The following is a 20,024-nucleotide window of genomic DNA, read 5'->3' on the forward strand; positions in this document are numbered from 1 at the left end:
CAACGCGACATCGAAAATCAGGGTTGCAAAAATGGGGCGGACCATAGATTTAAATCGTTTGACTTCGTTTGACAGCCATGAAGCCATATCTCAACATAGACCAGGTGCCAATTCAATGACGCACTGCACTAGGCTAAGGTGTGCAAGGTTCACGGGTGGCCATGAATGTCAGTTTGGGCGTTCTTTGCAACCGGAGTCGAGCCTACCGTGGCCGCGTCCGGCTTTTCGGTCCGCAGTTGCTTGACTAGATCGAGCGTCAACGCTTCGAGTTTGGCATTGCGTGCGTCGCTCATTACTCGCAATTCTTTCTCCCGTACGTCCAAAGCAACTTCGCGATCTTTTAGCCGATCCTTTTCTCCATTCAAACGGCTGGCCGCGACGTACAGGACCGAGAGAGCCAAGATGAGGGGTAGAAAAAAGGATCTGAGATGCTCGTAGCAACACAGCCGCCGATCCTGGCTTTGCGGTCTGGTCATCATATCCTCCTACCACGGCGGCCAAAGCTTTTTCAAGTGCGTCGTTTGGAAAGATCTGGCAATTAGGCGGTCGAACGAAGAGATAACGCACAGCAGAATCGAAGGGCTTTCGGAGTGCGGTTTCAGGAAAACGCCAACAATATCGGATTGTTAAAAAATAAGCGCATTAAGGGCCCGATACCTGATATTGATATATCAAGTAGAAGGCTGCCGTAGCTTAGTTCGTTTACTCTGAAGGCGAAGCCCGGACCATCATCCGACTTTGGCTCGACCTCCGAAACGCAGCGGTTTCCATCAATAGGCTCAGGGCGAAATCCATCCTAAGCTGCCGCTCGGCGTCATCCATCCTCTCTTTGCGGAACCCCTCTTCGCCCGACATGTTCATCCAAAGCTGGGCGCGCGGATCGTCGCCTCGGTAGTCTCCTTCACTCGTGCCCAGAGCCGTGAATCTGACGACGAAACCGGGTTGTGTCGCCTTGTCTTCAATCAATTCTGCAGATTGGAAGGCGTCGCGGCGCTCTTTCTTAGAAGACGCTGTTGCCTTGTTTGGAGTCACCAGCCCGCCTCTGAGAACGCCTGCCGTCTGGGTGCTCTGCGTCCTTCTGGCCGGCGGCTCTGGCGCACCTAAAACGGGTGCAGATAGTTCGCGCATCCCCGTCTGTCAAGGACGAGAACGTCGAAGGCGACGCCTTGAAGCGAGAGACATCAGCAGGCTCGGCAAATTCGCTCTACGTGCAGCAAGTCAACGCCAACACCTTACCGCCGTGGAGTAACGAGCGTTCCACGGGAACCTTCAAGCAGGGACCGCGTGTGGGCCTTAAGCCCTTGCAGATCAGATGAACCCATTGATGCGGGGCCGCTCACACGTTGGCGCGTTCAAGCAGTACCTGAGCCAACGCCGATACGCCGCAAAGATGGTCGCTACCTACATATTTGCGCTGCACACGCATTTCGCGCGATGGACGCACCTCGGGCACCGTCGCGGCAACGGATCGGCGAAATGTTGATCGCAGAACTCTTCGACGAGCATCTCCCGCAGTCCGAGTGCGCTGCCGCGATCCGCAACGAGCGCCCGGTTCACTGGACGCGCCCGATTCCAGGATTCGCCGATATAGGCACCCGGCTCGTTGATTCGATTCCAGCGGGCGCCGTCCGCACCCACTAAAGCGGCCCTTGACCTCTCATTACCCGGAATGGCGGGTGCGGGTCGCTATACAGAGATTTACACCGCACAGCGTGCTTGACGTTGAATAGACGATCGAGATCTCTCTAGAACTCAACATCGAATCGCTTGGCCGCCAATTGGCTGGTCTTTCATGGGACGTCATAGCGCAAAGACGAACTCTAGCTAGGAACCAAACGGGCTCCCTTCGATAGTTACAGACGTTCTGCTCTACGACCCGAAGTGGTGGCCGAGGATGGGCAAAGGTTCCTGGCACGCAACCTAAAAGCTCACAGCCTTATGTTCATAGGAAGAGGTCATCGGGCCCGCGGTGATCCTTGATGTTCCCACGCCATTGACTAACATGATATAGCACTATTGAGCGGAGGGAGCTATGGAACCTACTGGGAAGTCCCCTGGCAATGATATTGAAATCACCGACGAGCAAGCTGTACTCAAAGCAATTCGAACTTTGCCGACAGTAACAGACGACGACGTCATGAATGTACGGAGCGCGCTGTGCGGATATGATCCTACGATACATACGCCGAGTGAGGTCATCGAGAAACTGAAGGAGTTGCCTGACATCACTGCGGATGATCTCGCGAAGGCGCGCGTTGCGCTTTGCCTCTGGGATCCGGTGCGCTAGCTGGGAGTTCGCTATCTTCGACTTGTTTGCAAGAACTGTTGCGGAAGGAATAGATCGTGGACTTAGCCGCGAGGGTGTCCTTCAACTATTCTTGACGTTTCCAGACAAGTCATTGGAAGAACCGTGGTTCCTAGTTGTGCGAGCGGGCGAGGTGGTGTACGGTCGTGGGATTCATCCAGGGCGGACAGCTCAAATGCATTTACCGTCTCGGGATTTTGCCAAGCTCCAGTCAGGGGCGCTGAGCTTGAGAGATCCTAAGCTTTGCTCAGCGCTTCGACTAAAGGGCGACCTGGCATTCATGCAGGAACTCGTGACCGCATGCAGTCGCCCTGACGAGAGAACCCTCACCGATTTCGCGAAAGCAGAAAGTCACTCTCGCTCCCTAAAGGAACCCCTGGCGGTGTCGAGAATGGACGGGATTAGTCCCGCTCAGGTAGGCGAGATGCTCACAGTCGGCCTGCCCTGCATTATTTCTGGGGCGTTAGATTGGGACGCTTTGCGTTGGACTTTCTTCGACGTGCGCCGAAAGTATGGTCATCTCCCCTTTCGGCCTGGACCGAGGGGCTTTGAACAGATGTCGGAACTAATCGATAAGATGCTCGGCGGACAAACCGTGTACTCTTGTGGTTGCGCTGTGCCGGACGCGATGCGTCAGGAGTTCAAATTTCCTCAATTTGACGAAAAAGATCTTGCACCAAAGCAACTTTGGCTGGGATCGGCTAGTCAAAACCCGGTAACGCCCCTTCACCGCGACGCACGACCGGTTCTATTAGCTCAAATCTTGGGTCGCAAGCGGCTGCTAGTCTACCCTCCTCATGAAGCCGATAAGCTATATCCAAGAAGGGCGCACGACAAGTACTATCAGCCCTGCTGGGTTGACGTCGGGCGCCCTGATTTTGCACGGTTTCCAAGGTTCGCCCGCGCGTCGCACCTTGAGGTAATTCTTCACCCCGGAGACATCCTCTACCTTCCTATTGGTTGGTTCCATTGCGTCTATGCTCTGGATTCAGTTCTATCAGTAAGCACAATCGTCGTCAGAGGTTCCGACTGGGACAGCGTGTTCGATGCTTGTAGACCAAATAATTGAATCGGTGGCCCGTGCTGTGGCTGAGGGACTGGAACCGGGCCGGTCCGCGGAAGGCGTTCTGCAGCTTGACATTGAGGGTGAAGACGGCGCACGTCCCGCCTTTCTTAGCGTTCGGTCCGGCCGTGTTGAGGTCGGGCATGGGCGCAGCCCAGAAGCTTGCAGCGCCATCCGGCTCGACACCGAACTTGCTAGGGCATTTTGTCATGGCCGATTTGAACTTCGCGACAACGAGGTCCGCCACCGTTTGCATCTTAGGGGTGATTGGGCGTTCGTAGTCTCGATGCTGAGCACCTGTGCGCGCCCGACGTCCTATGGACTGCAAGTGTTCCGAGAGGCCGCGGAGAAGGTCAGCTGTGGCAATGACTACGCAGACGAGGTCGCCGGCCAGCCCGACGAAGAAATGATCCTGCAATACATCGAGGCCGGTCGTCCACTTTTAACCAAAGGATGGTGCAAGGGCGACCCGCTCCATTGGGACTTTTGTGACGTCGCGCGCTTCTTCGGACATTGCGAGTTAGACGTTGGCATATCCCTAGGTGAGTTCGTCGAGCGCGTCGTCAACGGACAAGTCCTCTACACTCACGGCTGCAAGGCGCCGGAAGAACTCGCCCGCGACTTGAACTTAGAGTTCTTACCGTGTGCGCGATGGGGCTCGCCCCAACTCTGGATGGGCAGCCGCAGTCCGCGATTGGTCACTGGACTTCATCGCGAAGTCTCGCCCGCGTTTCTTGCACAGATTATCGGGCGCAAAAAGCTGATCCTCTTCGGTCCGAACCAAGAGGCCTTCGTTTATGGACGGCGCGCGCATGGAAATCTGCAGCAGTGCTGGATCGACATAGACAAACCGGACTTGCTGAATTTTCCGCTCTTCGCTAGTGCACGACCGCTCGAAATCGTTCTGAATCCAGGAGATGCCTTACTCATTCCTCCCGGGTGGTTTCATTGCGCGTACGCGTTGGAGAACGTCATGTCCGTGGGCACTGTTTTCATTTCAAAGCCAGATCCATGAGCCGCATCTCGCCGCGGATTGAATTGCTCGTGGCTGGTAAAGAAGTTGGATTACGCGGGCCGCGTACCGAACTGCGCATTGAACTGGCGAATGCCCAGTTCGCATTGGAATTCGCACGGATGTTAAGTTCCGGAACGGATATAGAGACCGAATGGCCTAACCTTCCACTTCTAGAAAGCGAAAGAAACGCAATCAAGGTAGCACTGCTCGAAAACGGGCTCATGGAGACCGCCACCGATCCTGCTGTTCGGCAGGTTGCGGTCAGCCCTCCGAGGTTGACGGTGGACGGTGCTGTCGTCCTTTTCGGGACCGGCGCTATTGGCAGCTCCCTTATATCTGCACTGGACGTCACTAAACTCTTCATATGTGACCGCTGGACAGTCCATCGCGGTGATGTAGGCACGCTCTTCGACGAGCGCGATATCGGACTGTCTCGATGCCAAGCGGCCGCGGAAAATTTCAGATCGCGCGACCGCATAGTAATGGTGCATGAGTACACTGAACTTGCCTGCTGCATTAAAGATGCCGCGTTGACATTGGTCTGTCTCGAGCGTGTCGACCTGGCTCTTCTCGGCGAGATAGCGGCCATTACGACCGGCGAGGTCATCGTGCTAGAAGCCACCCAGATGGGGGTCGATTTGTTCCTCCAACCTCGCAATGCGGAGAGCTGTGCAAACTGTTGGGCGTGGCATCGCTGGGAGCGGGACCCATATGCGGCAAGCACAATGTCAAACCCGTGCGATTGGCGGCCTGAGTGGCGTATCAGCCCGAGCAGTGATCAGTTGCGCGACGCATACAGTTTTCTAATTTCTCGGCCGCAGAGTGATGGTAGCTTAGCTAGTGTAATAAGACCTGGTCACCGTTCCGTGGTTCAACCCCATCCGAATTGCACACGTTGCTTCGAAGCATTCCGAACAGTGCCGTTACCCAATGCGCGAGATCCACGAGCCGGATCTTCGTTGGCCATTCTGCGCGGCTCCATTACCAGTCTGCTCGACGCCGAACACGGTGTTTTGCGCACGGCGCTAGTTTCGCCTTTTAAGCCGACCCAAAGCTCCTTATGGGTCGACCGAGGCGTTCCCACTGAAGATTGCGCCGTGGCGCACATACATTTTGCAACCTGCCTATCGTCTGCCATGGGTCCGACCAATACGACGCGTGCACGTGGTGAGGCCGCGCGCTCATCGAGTGCGGACGCGGTCACCGTGGCTATGCTCGAGACTCTGGAACGCATGTTCACTGTGTATCGTCCGCCCGCAGCGGCGCTAACCGCGACGCCGTGGAGTGCGATAAGAGACCGGGCGGTCAGTCCGTGGCAGCTCTCGTTATACAGTACAGAGCAGTTCGAGCAGCCAAATTTTGAATTTGCACCCTTCGACGACGAGACCCTTCTCGATTGGGTCTGGGCGACCCGAATGAGCGACGCGACACAATGGCTAGTGCCGCGTGACTATATCGGCCATTCGGGAAGATTAGCGCGCGTAGCGCCCTCGACAAGTAACGGGGCTGCTGCACATTCATCCTTCGCCGCCGCTGTTGTAAATGGGCTTCTAGAGATCGTTGAGCGCGACAGCCTTCTTCACTGTTGGCTTACACGACATACGCCGCCGAGCCTTTTGGCTTCAGATCAGTTGATTGAAAGAGTGCCGACGGCAATAAGTCTTTCTCGCCTAGGATTCAAACTTACTCTTTTCGACGGAGAGGCTGGATTAGGCATACCAGTAATCCTATCTATAGTTGAGGACACTCGCAATCCAAACGTGTTCATGATGAATGCGGCTAGCGGAGTCTGTCCTGAAGATGCGTTGGACAAGATTTGCCGTGAGTTCGTCATGGTCATGCGTAGTTACATGGCGACCGGCATATTAGCCACGAGCCGTAGTCTGCGTGTTACAGATGCGTCATATATCCGTTGGCCGCATCAACATTTCGATTTTTATCAAACTTTGGCCAGATATCCAGCCACGTCTTTTCTCCTCCCATCGGTCAAAGGTCGACGACTAAGCGAATTATCTTGGCAGCGAGCATCCGATTCACAGGCTTTTCTTAGGGAACTTGTTCGACGACTAACATTAAGTAAAATCGACGTTTTCGTTGTGGATTGCAGCCCAAAGCGGCTGCGTGACATTGGTGTCTACATCGTTAAAGTGTTAGCACCGGGAACGATTCCCATGTACTTCGGAGAACGTTACCGCCCTCTCGCAGCCGTAAGGTTAAGGGGCGTTCAAATGGAGTCGCTAAACCCATGGCCACACCCTTATTGCTGAGTGAACCGATTTTGCCCATTGATGACAACGCGCGTTTCTCCGATGAACGAGCGATCCGTGAACTATTCCCAGGACAGCCCGCAGTGAGGGTTCGTGAATGTCTGCTTCTCGGCGATCCGTTAGTCGCCCACGGCGACGTAGAACGACTAACCTCACTGAACGAACTTGCACATACTGCTCCAACTGATGTCTTGTCGCTCGCTCGCGTCGACAGCCGCCTCATCGCGCACGCGCGCACGAACGATGGGCAGGCCGAGCAAGGCCAAGTTCCCTCGGGGATTGCCGCTATGATGTATCGCATGGGTGCATCAATCACGGCAGAGAATTTCGACACGTTTTACCTGCATCCCGGGTACGGTGAGTTCCTAGATGACCTGCGCATCGGCACAGGTTCAAAGCAGGTGAGCTCGGTTTATGTCGCCTCTCCGCCGGGCGACGCAATGCCGCTCCATTTCGATAGCGTGGATGTCCTTATAGTACAACTACGTGGCGTTAAAAAATGGCGAATAGCGGAAAACCGCGAGATTCGCTTCCCGGACGAAGGGTACTTTTTAGATTTGGGAAGCGCAGGCATACGTGACGAGCACCCGCCTCTCGCGACTCCGGATTACTTTCCCGCGCGGTGGAACACCGATGTCACGAATCTGGATTTCACAACGATCGATCTGTTTCCTGGGTCGGCGCTGCTTGTCCCAAGAGGGTACTGGCATGAGACTACATGCCTTGAAGAATCCGCATCGTTAACGCTAAGGCTGAACAACGACAACGCAGGAACGCTCGTGAACGCCATATATGACAAAATCATAAGAAAAAGCCTTAGAAATTACCCGGCACTGCGTTCGTCTTTATGGAATCTGTTTTCCCACGGTAATGCAGCCGAAGCAAATGTTCGTGATGCTCTCGTGACGCTAAAGACTTTAGTGGAACAGCTTGACGAGGCAGTCGTCCGGCAGGCGTTATTGGGCACTTGCTGGCGGCGCCGAAGCGGTGTGAAGAGCGAGCTACATATCTCTGATAACGGTTGCATCTTGCGAGTAAATGGAAACTCGTTTGAGCATGTGCTTCGTGTCCCCGATAAGCTTGTGTGCTTCGTTGGATGGCTATTGAAACACGAGATCCTTTACGACGCTCAGTTACGTCACGCAAGCGACTCATATCTTCAGTATCGGGGCATACCCATCTCCCCGAGCCTATTCCCAACCTTAGTTGAAAACGGTCTTTTCGAGCTTCACGAACGTGACGACACAGAAGCCGCGCAGTAGCGCGAAGAAAGCTTGGCGAGACGCGAGACGCGACAACTCGCGCTCGATCTTGGCTTCATTCCTGTTGTTCCGCCCAAAAGCAACCGTCTTGCACCATGGGCATACGACCGCCAAATGTACAAGCGCAGAAATGAAGTTGAACGCTTGGTTCGTCGCCTCAAAGGCTTCCGTCGTATCTTCTCTCGATTCGACAAATTGGACGTCATGTTCCTCGCCTTCATCAATTTCGCGCTCGTCGTCGATGGGCTCAGATAGTGTGAACAGGCCCTAAGAGGATTGAAGCTTGCACGAATGCGGGGCAAGATGACTGCGGGAGCGGTGCCACCACAGTCCTGACCGTAGGAGCGTTGCGAGGTGCTATACGGCGCAAAAGCGACAATCGTGCTGCGGGGGCACTTGGTTTGAGCCAGCCCACCTCGCACGCGAGATTGCTGAGAGTGCGTTCAACCTCGGTGAACAATCGCGATCTCAGTGTCTGACCACCGGGGATCCAGCTTCTGGTAATGAAGCTTCAGTTCAGAACCCCTGGCAAGTTTATCTTCGCATTATCGATGCTATTCATTGGACTTCGCCTTGAAGGAGTAGGTGACACCGCCTCGACCCACGACTCCAAGCTTGTCCTTACCCTCCGGCAGCATCCAAATCGCGTTTTGGTTCTATCGGTTGCATACGCTACGTAAAGGATTCGATACTTATGCTCCTTATCATTGCGACAGCGCTGAGCCGAGAATATCTCAGTTGGCCCCAGATCAAACCCTGGCTCGCCTTGACTTCGTAATAGTAGGTTACCGAGGTGAGCGTTACCTTGAAGTCGTATCCAAGCAAGTTGCTACCAGCTGTTATGGCGCGCGCAATATGAGATGGAACAGGGGATGTTTGTCGCGCGGACGGCGAGAACGATGTTCTGAACCTTTCCGCGCGTAGCGCGCGACGCTGCAGGCGTAAAGAAGGCCGATGCACCTCTGGTATCGTGCGACGTTGTCCAGACGCCGCACGTTTTCCAGAACTGACCGGCCTATGCATCGTATCGTACACGCCCATCGCGCGCTGGAGCAACACCAGCGCGCCATCCTCTTCACGCTCGAATCCTACCGTCCGCCGCGTTGTCCGCACTGCGGCGTCGCCAGCCTTTGGGGGCATGGCTTTTACGACCGCAAGGCTGATCGCAGCGCAGCCGGTGCCCTGAATCCCGTTCTGGTGCCGCGCTTTCGCTGCACGGCGTGCTGCCGTACCTGTTCACGCCTACCGCTGTGCTTCTGCCCGCGCCGCTGGTACGGCTGGGCATTGCAGCAGCTGGTGCTCTCCCTGTGCATGTCCGGCATGTCGCTGCGCCGCATCGCCGCGGTTGTCGGCGTCGACCGGCGAACGGTGGGCCGCTGGTGGCGCTGGCTGTGTGGGCATGGTGCCGTTTTCGCGTTTGCGCTGCGCAGCCGTTTCCCGGAGCTTGGCCGCACCGACGGCGACACGGCATTCTGTCGCGCGTGCTTTGCCAGCATGTCGCTCGCCCGCGCGATGGCGTGGCTCGATTCTGACGGTCTTGATGTGCCGTGATGTGATGGTGGCAGCGTCGTGCGCGACGGGGTTCACTCGACTCGTAATGGATACCCACACACTCTGCTCCTCACGCTGACCCTCAATCTCGCCTTTCATGGAGTCTCCCTTCCATTTAAACGGAGATTTCGTGAACGACATCGATCCCAAAGCCCTGTTTCGCCTGTCGGTACTGGGGCCGCTCGTCAGCCGCGAGCGCCTCGGTCGCGGCGAACTGCAGCTGATCGTACGCCAGATAGTCGACCCTGAACAATCCTCAAAGCCTTACGCGATAAGGCGTTGCGCCGGAAACCATGTTGAGCGAATTGCAGGAAGCAGGCATATTACCGCTTGATTCCTGCATTTTTTGACGAGGTGCGGATGGGTCCAAAGACGCCAGTGACGGAAGGGGATTTTTTCCGGCATCCGCTGCGTGAGCAGATCAACCTGAAGCATCCGCTAGTCGGCTTGGCTGATCTGATCAACTGGGACCGCTTAGGCACGTCGATGAGTGAGAGCTTCGTTTCAAGCAGAGGACGCCCAGCCACCTCACCACGACTGATCGCTGGTCTGTTGTATCTTCAACATGCGTTTGACCTGTCGGACGAAGAGGCCGTGTGGCAATGGGTGGAGAACCCGTATTGGCAGGTCTTCACGGGCGAGACGTATCTGCAGACTGAGCCGCCGATCGACCCGTCGAGCCTTACGCGCTGGAGGAAGCGCCTGGGCGAAGCCGGTGTCGAAGAATTGCTGGCCGAAACGATCGAGGCAGCCAAGCGCGCGGGCGTGATCAAAGCTTCGAGCACGAAACGGGTGATCGTCGACACGACGGTGATGGAAAAAGCGATTGCCCATCCAACCGATTCGCGTCTGCTCGAGCGGTGTCGTGAACATCTGGTGAAAGCTGCGGCCCGCCACGGTCTGAAGTTGCGGCAGAACTACAACCGCGAAGCGCCACACTTGGCGAGCCAAATCAGCCGTTACGCACACGCCAAGCAATACAAGCGCATGAAGAAGGCGTTGCGCACGTTGCGTTCGCGCGTTGGCCGCGTCATGCGTGACGTCGAACGCCAACTCAGCTCGACGAGCGATAGCAGCCAAGGCGCGTTGCAAGAGTTGATTGGCCGCACCAAACGAATTCTGTCGCAAAAGCAGGAGGACAAGAACAAGCTGTACGCACTGCACGCCCCGGAAGTCGAATGTCTAGCCAAGGGTAAGGCACGCAAGCCCTACGAGTTCGGCGTGAAAGTGTCGATCACGACGACCCATAAGGAGGGGCTCGTGGTCGGCGCTCGCTCGATGCCCGGAAATCCCTACGACGGCCACACGCTGGCCGAGGCATTGGAGCAGGCAGCGATCCTGAGCGACGTGAAGCCGGAAGTCGCGATCGTTGATCGTGGCTACAAGGGAGTGGCTGTCGACGGCGTAAAGATCTATCACCCGGGATTGAGGCGCGGTATCACGCGCGGGCTGCGAGCGATGATCCGAAGGCGCAGTGCGATCGAGCCCGCCATCGGCCACATGAAGGCGGATGGAAAACTCGACCGGAATTGGCTCAAAGGCGCAGTCGGCGACGCAATTCACGCGGTGCTGTGCGGCGCGGGCCACAACCTGCGCATGATCCTCAGAAAGCTGCGGCTTTATTGCGCCCTTGTGCTTCTCGCTTTACTCGAACGCTCAGCTGCACAGCCCTTCGCCGCATGAGTACCGGTACCACGCAAAACGAATTATTCAGGCCCGACCAGCTAGCCCGTCAGGAGTACGCAATACCCGGTTCACGACGGCGCTATATCAGCGAGAAGACGCTGCAGGCGTGGTACTACGCTTGGCGGCGTCATGGGCTCGCCGGCCTTTCTGACCGACCGCGCACCACCGCCGGCCAGTCGAAGTTGCCCGCCGCGATACAGAGTGCCGTGCTGGCCGCCAAGCGGGAGAATCCGCGCCGTTCAATCCGTCAGATCCGATTGCTGCTTGAGGCCGCCGGGCTCGTGCCGCACGACACGCTCTCTCGCTGCGCCGTGCACCGCCTGCTCAAGGCTCACGGGCTCTCGCGCATTGCCTCTGCCGAAGTCGTACCGGAGGAGAAGCGCAGCTTTGAGGCCGAGCACGCCGGCTCGATCTGATACGGCGATGTGATGCACGGCCCCACACTGTCGTTCGGTGGGCGTCGAACGAAGACGTATCTCGTGTCGCTGATGGACGACGCTTCGCGGTTATCGCGCACTGCGCGTTCTGTCCCGCCGAGACTGCGCTCGAGATCGAGGGCGTCCTCAAACAGGCGCTGCTTCGTCGAGGCATTCCTAAGAATACGCCGCAGTTTGATGCGCGCACGGCCCTCGCGGCCGAGCGAGCGCGCAAGCGAGCGCATGGTGTACTTCATGCTCACGCGTGGCGAGGCCTTCGTCGACCAGGGGCAGCAGCGTTACGAGGAACAGCAGCGAGCCCGAAACAGCCGGGTTACCCCGTGGGCTTGTGACCGGGCAGTAAACGCCCAGGTACGGCTCCGCTCTACGCGGAAGTATTTGTCTTTCACCCAGCCCGTGCCTTTCGTGGGATGCCGACGCATCGCCCACTTCCACAAGAGGCGCCAGATGTGAGCATCTACCGACGTAAAATGAGCTTTAGAGACCACATGACGGTGATACATGGCCCAACCCCGAATCACTGGGTTGAGCTGTACGATCAGGTTCCGCTGTGTGGCGCTCCTGTGCTGCCTCACGATTTCCCTAACCTTATCCAGAAGTGCCTTCACACTTTTGTTGGCCGGTTTGATGAGCAGCTTACCCGCGTACTTGCGGACATTCTGCCCAAGGAAATCGAACCCATCGGCAATGTGGGTGACTCTGGTTTTCTCTTCCGAGAGTTCCAGACCCCGAGCAGCCAAGAATTGCTTAACCGCAGGGAGTACGTTCTGCTCCAGAATTTCTTTAGATACTCCGGTCACAACGAAGTCGTCCGCATACCGGTTGACGTTGACCTTGAACTTTCGGCGTGCGCGTTCCGTCGGTCCCACGCTTGCATCTACTGCCGCCTCCAGTCCGTCCAGCGTCATGTTCGCGATGACGGGTGAGATGATGCCCCCTTGCGGTGTCCCCGCCTCGGTCGCGAACAGGGTTCCTTCGTCGATGAATCCGGCCTTAAGCCATCGTCGCAGGACCACCTTCTCCATCGGAATGTGTTGAAGGATCCAGTCGTGACTAAAATTATCGAAACAGCCACGAATGTCTCCTTCCAGAATCCACTCCGGCGACTTGCGCTTGGCTAGAGTGGTAAAGCAGCATTCGATAGCATCGGCAGTCGAGCGTTCGGGCCGAAACCCGTACGAGTTTGGATCCGCCAAGGTCTCCGCAATGGGCTCCAACGCGAGCTTCCATAGTGCCTGCATTGCTCTGCATAGCATGCGGGGAATTCCGAGCGGACGCTTCTTGCCATTGCTCTTGGGGATGTAGATGCGCCGAAGCGGCAACGCACGGTAACCGTGATGTTGCATCGCCTCCATCCCTTTCCATCTGGCCGCCGGATTCGACCAGAGCTTGCCATCGACACCCGGCGTTCTCTTGCCACGATTCTCAGTCACTCTTTTCACGGCTAGCATTTTGCCGCTGTACGAGCGGGTCAGCAGACGCTGCAAAGCACTGACCTTGCCCCATCTGCCTTCCTTGGTTGCCTTGGCGATACGCGCCTGGAGTCGCTTCACCTCATCCTTGATGCGAGGCCAATCGGCCTGAAGCCACATGCGGGTGGGGCGCGAGGGCGCACCAGCCCCGATGGCCTCTGCTTGCGCAATGCCTTCGGTTGCCGTCATCTGCTTTCCCTCGTGTAACGATCAATCAAGTTCTCTCGCCATGAATGACCACGCGGAAGTCTGCCCGCTTTCGCGTCGGACGATGTCTCAGCCCGTATCTCGACCATTACAGCCGGGCGTTCGCTTTTTCCGCAATCCTCTATCCGCAGCACTAACAGCGTTCCTTGCGGTTCGCCTGCCGTTGCCGGCAGCGCTACGGACTTACCCTGTTCCGCATGAATTTCAGAGTGGGGCGGACCCCTCCTATCCGCCGGCGGCGTTCTGTCCACGATGGCACAGCTCACAGAGGCCATACCTTGCCGCGTGCCATTTTGGCTCAAGCCTATCAGCACATTTGGCTTGTACAATGATGACGACGTTTATCAGAGGTTCACATATGTTGGTCGTTGCCACTCGTCCCTAGTCCCTCACCACCTTTGTGCTGGCAGTTTCCGCCTTCCCTCGCGGGTCGGCGTACCGAAATAGATCGGCGGTTACATTGTCCCCAGAGCTTCACACCGAGCTGTTACCGGCTCCGCATGTCTGGGTAGGGAACGGTTGATGGAACAACCGGTTTAATCACGACGAACAGCTCGTTGAGTTAAACAGAAATTCAAGCGACTTTCAGGTCGCACGTGGGCCTTCATACCGAAGTGCCACGCGTTTCCTTTCTTGGTCTGGTGCATCTCCGGGTCGCGACTCTTCCCGGCGTTCTTGGTCGAAGCCGGCGCCTCAATGATCGTTGCGTCGACCAGCGTCCCTTCCTTCATCATCAACCCGCGCTCACACAGCGAGGTGCCGATTTCGTCAAACAACTTGCGCGTCAGATCGTGCTCGAGCAGCAGACGCCGGAACTTCAACAGCGTGGTCGCATCCGGCGCGTTCTCAACTGCCAGATCAATGCCGGCGAAGGCGCGCATCGCGATGCTGTCATAGAGCGCGTCTTCGAGCGCTTCATCCGACAACCCGTACCACTGCTGCAGGAAGTAAATACGCAGCATACGTTCCAAGCCAATCGGCGGTCGGCCTCGCTCGCCCCTCGGGTAGTATGGTTCGATCGCCGCCAGCAAACGCGGCCACGGCACGACCGTCTCCATCTCAGCCAGGAAGCGCTGATGCTTGGTCACGCGCTTCTTGCCCGCACTTTCCGCCTCTGCAAAGCTGATCTGCCGCTTCATCACTACGGTTCCGTTCCGTGAGCTTGCTTCTACAACGTCCTCGGCCACATCTGCGATGACGGCCGAGTCGAATTGATCAGCGTTTCCCTAGAGCAGAGGATGTCCGCGCCTCGCTGATACAGCGCACCTAGCGCAAGCACGGCGGGCGCTTTCATGAACACTTAACGGCGTGATCCTGATGGAACACTGCCATGCGCGCATTTCGGCCCATGCCTTCAACCACGCCCCTTTCGAGCACACTCCTACAAGTTTTTGTGAGAAGCTGGGGGTTACGCGATTTCGCCCTAGATCAACCGAACGTTCGCATACGGTAGGTGTCAGATTTTCGTGACGGTTTTTGATTGTTCATTCCCAATTTAAGTTGCTGCATATGCAGAAGTTAGTCGCCAAATGTCAGAGGCCTAACATGACCGTAATAAGCGTTGTCCTGTCCGTAGACAGTGTCGATCATAAGGACTGGGCCGAGCATTTCCGATCAATTGTAAAGGCATCTCCTGAGTCAGATTTGCTTCGTTACGCTCAATCACGTCTGGCAGCAGGCAATGGGCCAGGATCGGATGAACAGCTTACCGTCCATCCTCAAAAGGTTGAACACGAATTTGATCTGATTAAATTTCTCGGCATTATTCTTTCCGGTTTGTCGCTAGCCGTAGCATCCGTGCAGCTCGGGATAAAACTGGGCGAGCGCAAGTCTGCGACAGATGTGGAAGCTCTGGACAAGACAGAAGTGATCTGCCACGTGCGAGGAACACGAGGTGAGATCGACCTTAATCTTAAGGCGAACGGGATGGTACCGGAAGAGGTCATTCGGCGTTGCATCGATGTGATAGGTTACCCGAAGGCGGTAGTTGCGAAGCCGGGCCGGGCGGTGTCCAACAAATAGGGCACGAATTCTGTACGCTGGCACATATTTGACCCCTAGTGCGGCGACTACAATTTTCAAACCGCACGCTCAGGGCCCCTATTCGTTTATCGAACTGTCGCCGGAGGTCGCGATGGAAGTCAGCCAGGAAACCACGAAGCAGTTTTTCGCGTTGCTGCGAAACCAATCGGTTCGGCTTGCGTTCCGTCTGCCGAGTGAGACGTCTGCAGATGCAAGCTTCAACTTCGCCGGTGTCGAATGGGCAGCCAGTGAACTAGGCGTCCGCGTGATCGACAAGAACGGACGGACGGGAAGTATCCTCGTGGAAGCAAACGAGCAACAAATCGAGGGTCTGGAGAAGCTCACCGGTGTGCGCTTTCACCGGAATCTCACATATTCGCTGTGCTCCCTGTCTGGACCGCGCGGTTCGCAATACGGCTCGCAATATGGAAAAGCTGTGGCCGGGACGAATGCTCTGCAGCCTTCCATCTTCAAGTATGAATTTCGCGTGCTCGCGCCAAATCAGATGCCACTTGCGAACGCTCTAATCGTTGTGAGTAGTACGACCCTCGCTTCGGAAGAGGCAATCGTCAAGACTGATGCGACGGGAATGGGCGTATTTTATTTGGCGGACGCCGTGCTCGATTACGTTCAAGTTTTCCCCCGTGCAGATTATTGGTCGCGACTTTTGACGTCAGTCGCAGCGAGTAACGCGCCCTTGAATATCTCCGTGTCGGAGATCCCATCCCCGTTTCCTGACGCACGTGCGCACCTCGGTTGTGGAGGACCGCGCGGCAGTCAGGGTGTAAGTGTCACTGTCGCAGTTGTCGACACCGGCGTGGAAGCACACAAGGACTTGGTGCATTCACTGTGCGGCGGCCGCAACGTTGTTAGGGGCGAGGCGGCTGGGGACTTTGGCGACAATGGTTTGTCGCACGGGACGCATGTTGCTGGCATTATCGCGGCGAATGGACCATGGACTGGCGCTGCGCCGATGGTTGAACTGCGAAGTTACCGCGTATTTGCTGCAGACAGCGCTATCACTGACAGTTTGAATGTCGCGAACGGCGTAATCGAAGCCGCAGCTGACGGCGCTGACATTATTAATCTAAGTGTCACACAGCAAGAAGACGACACCGGTTTGTTAGATGCAATTCAATTCGTCGATGCTCAGGGTGTCCTAATCGTGGCATCGAGCGGTAATGACGGTAGCAGCACTGGCTACCCGGCCGCGTATGCAAGTGTCGTGAGTGTCGGCGCTCTTGGAGCGTTTAATTCATTTCCCGCTGACTCCGCGCATGCATTGATTCAGGTAGCGGAACGATCGCCCCATTCTGATGCGTTTGCACCAGACTTTTCGAACACCGGCAAAGTCGACTGTGCAGCGGCCGGGGTAGCCATAATTTCTACGGTCGGCACGAGCGGATATGTCGCCTACGATGGAACTTCGTCGGCGGCCCCTTGGGTCACCGGCGTCGCAGCAAGAATCCTTTCAGACATGATTCCGAGTGCTGGCCCGCGATCATCGCATCGAGCGAGTCAGCTTCGACAACGGCTAGAGGCAAGCTGTGTTGATTTCTCGCTTTCGCCGAGTCGCGTCGGTTACGGAATGCCTACCTAATCAAAAGAACATGAATAAACTGGTCATGCGATTTCGTGGCGAAGGCGACAAGCCGGTTTTGGATATGGAAAAAATAAGGGCCATATCAGGAGTGATCGTGCTCGACGATCGGCTTCCTCGAACAATCTTGGTTGAAGTCGATGGGGATCTCCCGAGAAAGCGATTGGAGGCTATGACCGAGTGGACGGTTGTGGAGCAATCTCCCATAACGATAAACCCGCATCCGACTATGAGAAAAAAGTTTTCGAGCCGATGACCCAACGCCGTAGTGACCAAGGCAGCCTGATGGGACCGGATATACACTGGTGCAATATCAACAGAAGCGAACTCCCGGCACCGGCTTCCCTAGCCGGTCTCAGACGTCGCTACGGGGCGATAAGATAGGCGAGAAAGTCTGCGGGTGAACGCGGTGCGAATCTTCATTTTTATTGGTCCGCGGCCATGACCATTGGGGTCATGAAGCGGAACATCTATTTGACCAAGATCGGGAGATCAGAAGCACTGCATCCACCTAGATCAGAATCCATATCTCAACGCGCTGCGTTAAATTCCCGATTTGTGTTCGAAACCTACCTTGCATTATATCGTTGACTGTTTCGAAGTCACGCATGTGCGCAAAAGTGCTCCAGCGATCGGGAACGGCGGGCTCGAGGTTGATTGGGCCGGTATCCCACCAATTCGCGCGAGCGATGTCAAATCCGAGTTGCTTTAATACGCTCTTTCTTCGAAGTTCTGCAAGTCTGAGATTTTGGTTGTTGCTGTCGCGCTCGCATGCGCCTTTGAAAGTGCTCGAGCTGGCGAAGCCGCGAACGTCAATTACCGGCCGAGCGCTACCCAGCTCTCCGCAACGCTTGAGTGCACCTCCCAACCATCTGAGCATTTCCTCAAGCTCGGGGGGCCACTCGTACCCCTGGTGCGCTCGCGTCCGCATCGCAGCGGATCGGGCCTTTGGGCGTCTCAAACGGAATAACCAGCACACCACGGTTCGGAGTCTGTACATTAGAGACAAAAATCGTCGACTTGTTCGACGTAGTCTGAGTTGGATTACCGGTGCAGACCATACTTTTTTGCTCTCGCGTATCAGATGTGTTTTCAGCTTCCGAGAAATCGGGCTCAATTGGGCTAGAAACAATCCGAGCTACTCGTTCACGCGGAATGGTAACTATTTGACTCCTGTCTTTGGAATCTATCGCAACTACCTCGAATGGCCCGGGCCAAAGTATGTGTCCTCTAGCGAACAGACATGCGCTATCTGCAGCCCGGCCATAAACTTCAAATACGGGCAGCGCGTCCTGAGGCTGGACATATAAAAGCGGGAGGAAAGGAAGAGTCATTCCCATAAGAACTACGGATCCCCATCCGCCAGTACCGACAGAAGCATCTTTTAATTGGAATTCTCTTTCACCCGGGAAGCCAGACTTCCTCTCATTCATTATTTTTGTATAAGAAACATGCGTTAACTTCGCAGCGTCCTGTTGCGGATTCCAAATGGTATAACTTCTAAGTGAATATCCGTCAGCGACGGGCTCGGGGTTAAATACTGAAAGTATACCGGCTCCGGTTGTTTGGACACGCTTTAGCAGCTCAGGCGGCCAACTTCATCAGCCTTTCCTGACGGGCTTCGAGGGGTGATTTGAAGCCCAGCTTTTCAAGACACCAGTCGCGATTGTATTGATTTCTGAACGCGATGGCGGCAGCACGAACTTCCTCCAGGTTCTTGAAGATGCGCCCATGAATAGCTTGTTCCTTCATCGTTCGGTTGAACCGTTCGGCGACGCCGTTGGTCTGTGGTTCGGCGACGAAGGCATAGCTCGGCGTGATGCCCCAGAACCTGATCTGGTCTCGGAAGTCGTCCGAGGTGTATTGCGAACCGTGATCCATACGCAGCGACAACCCGCGGCCCGAGTCGGCGAGTACCGAGCCAAACGCGTCCAGCAGCCCTTGGGCGATCGGTTCAAGCGCTGCGAAGCGGTCACCGATTTTCGCGGCATGGATGCCGGTGCACATGCCATCGCAGTGATCCACGGCCGAGAAGATCCAAACCATGCCGTCGTCCACGGTCGCAATGCGCACGCCGTCGGTTCCCCACATCTCATTGGGGCAATCAGTCGTGATTCGGCCGTCGTGACGACTGGGTTCGCCGCGCGCCTGACGGTGCGGCGAGAGCAACCTGTGCTCGCGCATCAACCGCAGTACGCGGGTCCGGGAGACACGGATGTCGTGCACGATGCGCAGCCGTGCCCATACTTTGCGATGCCCCTCGCCTCTGAACGGCGAAGCCGCGAGATCGTTGCGGATGGCCTTCAGCAAGTCGGCATCGTGCATCTTCGGCTTCGGTCCACGCCTGCGCGGAACCATCGGCGTCACCTTGGTGCTCGCTCTGGCACGAATGGCATAGATGGTCGAGCGCGGGAATTCGAGCACCTGGCAAACCCGCTGCAATCCAAAGGGCTTGCCTGTACTGACGGAGATCTCGCGGCTCATGTCGACGATCTCCGACCGGTCAAAGGGCGACGGGCCTGCAGTTCACGTTCCTTGCGCAGGATCTCGTTTTCCATAGACAGCTCGCCCACGCGTCGCACAGCATCATCGAGCCGCGCTTGCAGCGGATCGCTGGTCCGCGTCTTTAGACCGGCCTCCAGGCCAGCCAGTGCAAGCTCACGCCATTGCTCGAGCTCGGCGATCGTCACACTGACTTCGCGGGACACGGCGTCGACGGGTTCGCCGCGCAGCAATCGAAGGACGACGCTACGTTTGCGTCCGGTCGACCACCGTTTGAATTCGGCGGCGCCAGAGGCGCTTCCAGTCGCGCTACGCGCTCCTTCCAGCGCCTCTGGCGCAACCGCATTGGTATTGGCTTTCTTCAACATCAACCACTCCAGTTTGGATCACACGTTTTACCCCAAATTTGTGTCCAAAAAAAACGGAGCCGCAGCGCGTGGGTTACGGGATGTGCACCGACCCACGGAAACGATTCTACCCGCCGAACAAACTTGGGTATGAGCGGGCCGCGTAAAAATGACTACTATGCCGTCTGCTGAAATCAATGTGACGCGCAACCGCGGCGAGAACTATGAAGACGGCGGCTGCGCGCCCGCGACCGGCCATTCGACCTGGGCGTAGCGGGGCACACATCC

General features: G+C 56.5%; 17 protein-coding genes and 2 pseudogenes. 13 read left to right on the plus strand and 6 right to left on the minus strand.

Translation table 11 applies throughout. The features are described 5' to 3' along the window. Positions 1–149: 149 nt before the first annotated feature. Together AC1Z32_RS41165 and AC1Z32_RS41170 are read right to left on the minus strand one after the other, a co-directional pair. Positions 150–476: a hypothetical protein gene (locus AC1Z32_RS41165; protein WP_483484607.1), complete on the minus strand. Its 327-nt coding sequence runs from the start codon at positions 474–476 to the stop codon at positions 150–152. Positions 477–702: 226 nt separating this feature from the next. Further along, on the minus strand, positions 703–1,032 hold the full coding sequence (locus tag AC1Z32_RS41170) for a hypothetical protein (RefSeq protein ID WP_483484608.1): 330 nt from the start codon (positions 1,030–1,032) through the stop codon (positions 703–705). A 1,000-nt stretch (positions 1,033–2,032) separates the two neighbouring features. Between AC1Z32_RS41170 and AC1Z32_RS41175 the strand changes: the two genes are divergently transcribed. From AC1Z32_RS41175 to AC1Z32_RS41220, 10 genes and pseudogenes are all read left to right on the plus strand, one after another. Then, the gene (locus AC1Z32_RS41175; protein ID WP_483484609.1) at positions 2,033–2,287 is read left to right on the plus strand and encodes a hypothetical protein; all 255 of its coding nucleotides are present in this window, start codon (positions 2,033–2,035) and stop codon (positions 2,285–2,287) included. A 646-nt stretch (positions 2,288–2,933) separates the two neighbouring features. After that, on the plus strand, positions 2,934–3,374 hold the full coding sequence (locus AC1Z32_RS41180) for a cupin-like domain-containing protein (RefSeq protein WP_483484650.1): 441 nt from the start codon (positions 2,934–2,936) through the stop codon (positions 3,372–3,374). After that, positions 3,352–4,383, plus strand: a complete 1,032-nt coding sequence (locus AC1Z32_RS41185) for a cupin-like domain-containing protein (protein ID WP_483484610.1) — start codon at positions 3,352–3,354, stop codon at positions 4,381–4,383. Before AC1Z32_RS41180 ends, AC1Z32_RS41185 begins: the two co-directional genes overlap by 23 nt. Continuing rightward, positions 4,380–6,650 carry a YcaO-like family protein gene (locus AC1Z32_RS41190; RefSeq protein ID WP_483484611.1) on the plus strand — a complete coding sequence of 757 codons (2,271 nt, stop codon included), beginning with the start codon at positions 4,380–4,382 and terminating at the stop codon, positions 6,648–6,650. The genes AC1Z32_RS41185 and AC1Z32_RS41190 overlap by 4 nt, the downstream gene beginning before the upstream one ends. After that, the gene (locus tag AC1Z32_RS41195; protein ID WP_483484612.1) at positions 6,629–7,912 is read left to right on the plus strand and encodes a JmjC domain-containing protein; all 1,284 of its coding nucleotides are present in this window, start codon (positions 6,629–6,631) and stop codon (positions 7,910–7,912) included. Before AC1Z32_RS41190 ends, AC1Z32_RS41195 begins: the two co-directional genes overlap by 22 nt. A 24-nt stretch (positions 7,913–7,936) precedes the next feature. After that, positions 7,937–8,167: pseudogene (locus AC1Z32_RS41200) on the plus strand (IS5-like element ISCARN85 family transposase); the annotation flags it as partial. Between the two features lie 762 nt (positions 8,168–8,929). Beyond that, positions 8,930–9,463: a DUF6431 domain-containing protein gene (locus tag AC1Z32_RS41205; RefSeq protein WP_483484613.1), complete on the plus strand. Its 534-nt coding sequence runs from the start codon at positions 8,930–8,932 to the stop codon at positions 9,461–9,463. A gap of 130 nt (positions 9,464–9,593) precedes the next feature. After that, complete coding sequence (locus tag AC1Z32_RS41210) at positions 9,594–9,797, plus strand: hypothetical protein (RefSeq protein ID WP_483484614.1); 204 nt, start codon at positions 9,594–9,596, stop codon at positions 9,795–9,797. Between the two features lie 26 nt (positions 9,798–9,823). Beyond that, entirely contained in the window at positions 9,824–11,146 is a 1,323-nt protein-coding gene (locus AC1Z32_RS41215; RefSeq protein WP_483484615.1) for an IS5 family transposase, read from the plus strand. Continuing rightward, a complete protein-coding gene (locus AC1Z32_RS41220; RefSeq protein WP_483484616.1) occupies positions 11,143–11,565 on the plus strand; it encodes a helix-turn-helix domain-containing protein in 423 nt (140 codons plus the stop codon). The genes AC1Z32_RS41215 and AC1Z32_RS41220 overlap by 4 nt, the downstream gene beginning before the upstream one ends. A 299-nt stretch (positions 11,566–11,864) precedes the next feature. On the opposite strand, the gene ltrA is transcribed toward AC1Z32_RS41220, so the two are convergent. Then, positions 11,865–13,247, minus strand: a complete 1,383-nt coding sequence (ltrA, locus tag AC1Z32_RS41225) for a group II intron reverse transcriptase/maturase (RefSeq protein WP_483484617.1) — start codon at positions 13,245–13,247, stop codon at positions 11,865–11,867. A 596-nt stretch (positions 13,248–13,843) separates the two neighbouring features. Further along, positions 13,844–14,404, minus strand: a pseudogene (locus AC1Z32_RS41230) (IS5 family transposase); the annotation flags it as partial. A gap of 406 nt (positions 14,405–14,810) precedes the next feature. On the opposite strand from AC1Z32_RS41230, the gene AC1Z32_RS41235 reads away from it, so the two are divergent. From AC1Z32_RS41235 to AC1Z32_RS41245, 3 genes are all read left to right on the plus strand, one after another. Beyond that, positions 14,811–15,287, plus strand: a complete 477-nt coding sequence (locus AC1Z32_RS41235) for a hypothetical protein (RefSeq protein WP_483484618.1) — start codon at positions 14,811–14,813, stop codon at positions 15,285–15,287. Positions 15,288–15,399: 112 nt separating this feature from the next. Continuing rightward, positions 15,400–16,887, plus strand: coding sequence for a S8 family peptidase (locus AC1Z32_RS41240; protein WP_483484619.1), 1,488 nt, complete (start codon positions 15,400–15,402; stop codon positions 16,885–16,887). A 10-nt stretch (positions 16,888–16,897) separates the two neighbouring features. Beyond that, positions 16,898–17,143 carry a hypothetical protein gene (locus AC1Z32_RS41245; protein ID WP_483484620.1) on the plus strand — a complete coding sequence of 82 codons (246 nt, stop codon included), beginning with the start codon at positions 16,898–16,900 and terminating at the stop codon, positions 17,141–17,143. A gap of 1,328 nt (positions 17,144–18,471) precedes the next feature. Here the strand turns inward: AC1Z32_RS41245 and AC1Z32_RS41250 are convergent. Both AC1Z32_RS41250 and AC1Z32_RS41255 read right to left on the minus strand, forming a co-directional pair. Further along, positions 18,472–19,371, minus strand: coding sequence for a transposase (locus AC1Z32_RS41250; protein ID WP_483484621.1), 900 nt, complete (start codon positions 19,369–19,371; stop codon positions 18,472–18,474). Beyond that, the gene (locus AC1Z32_RS41255) at positions 19,368–19,757 is read right to left on the minus strand and encodes a transposase (RefSeq protein ID WP_483484622.1); all 390 of its coding nucleotides are present in this window, start codon (positions 19,755–19,757) and stop codon (positions 19,368–19,370) included. The genes AC1Z32_RS41250 and AC1Z32_RS41255 overlap by 4 nt, the downstream gene beginning before the upstream one ends. Positions 19,758–20,024: the final 267 nt, after the last annotated feature.

The sequence above is a fragment of the Caballeronia sp. 11_S32 genome, from assembly GCF_056930355.1.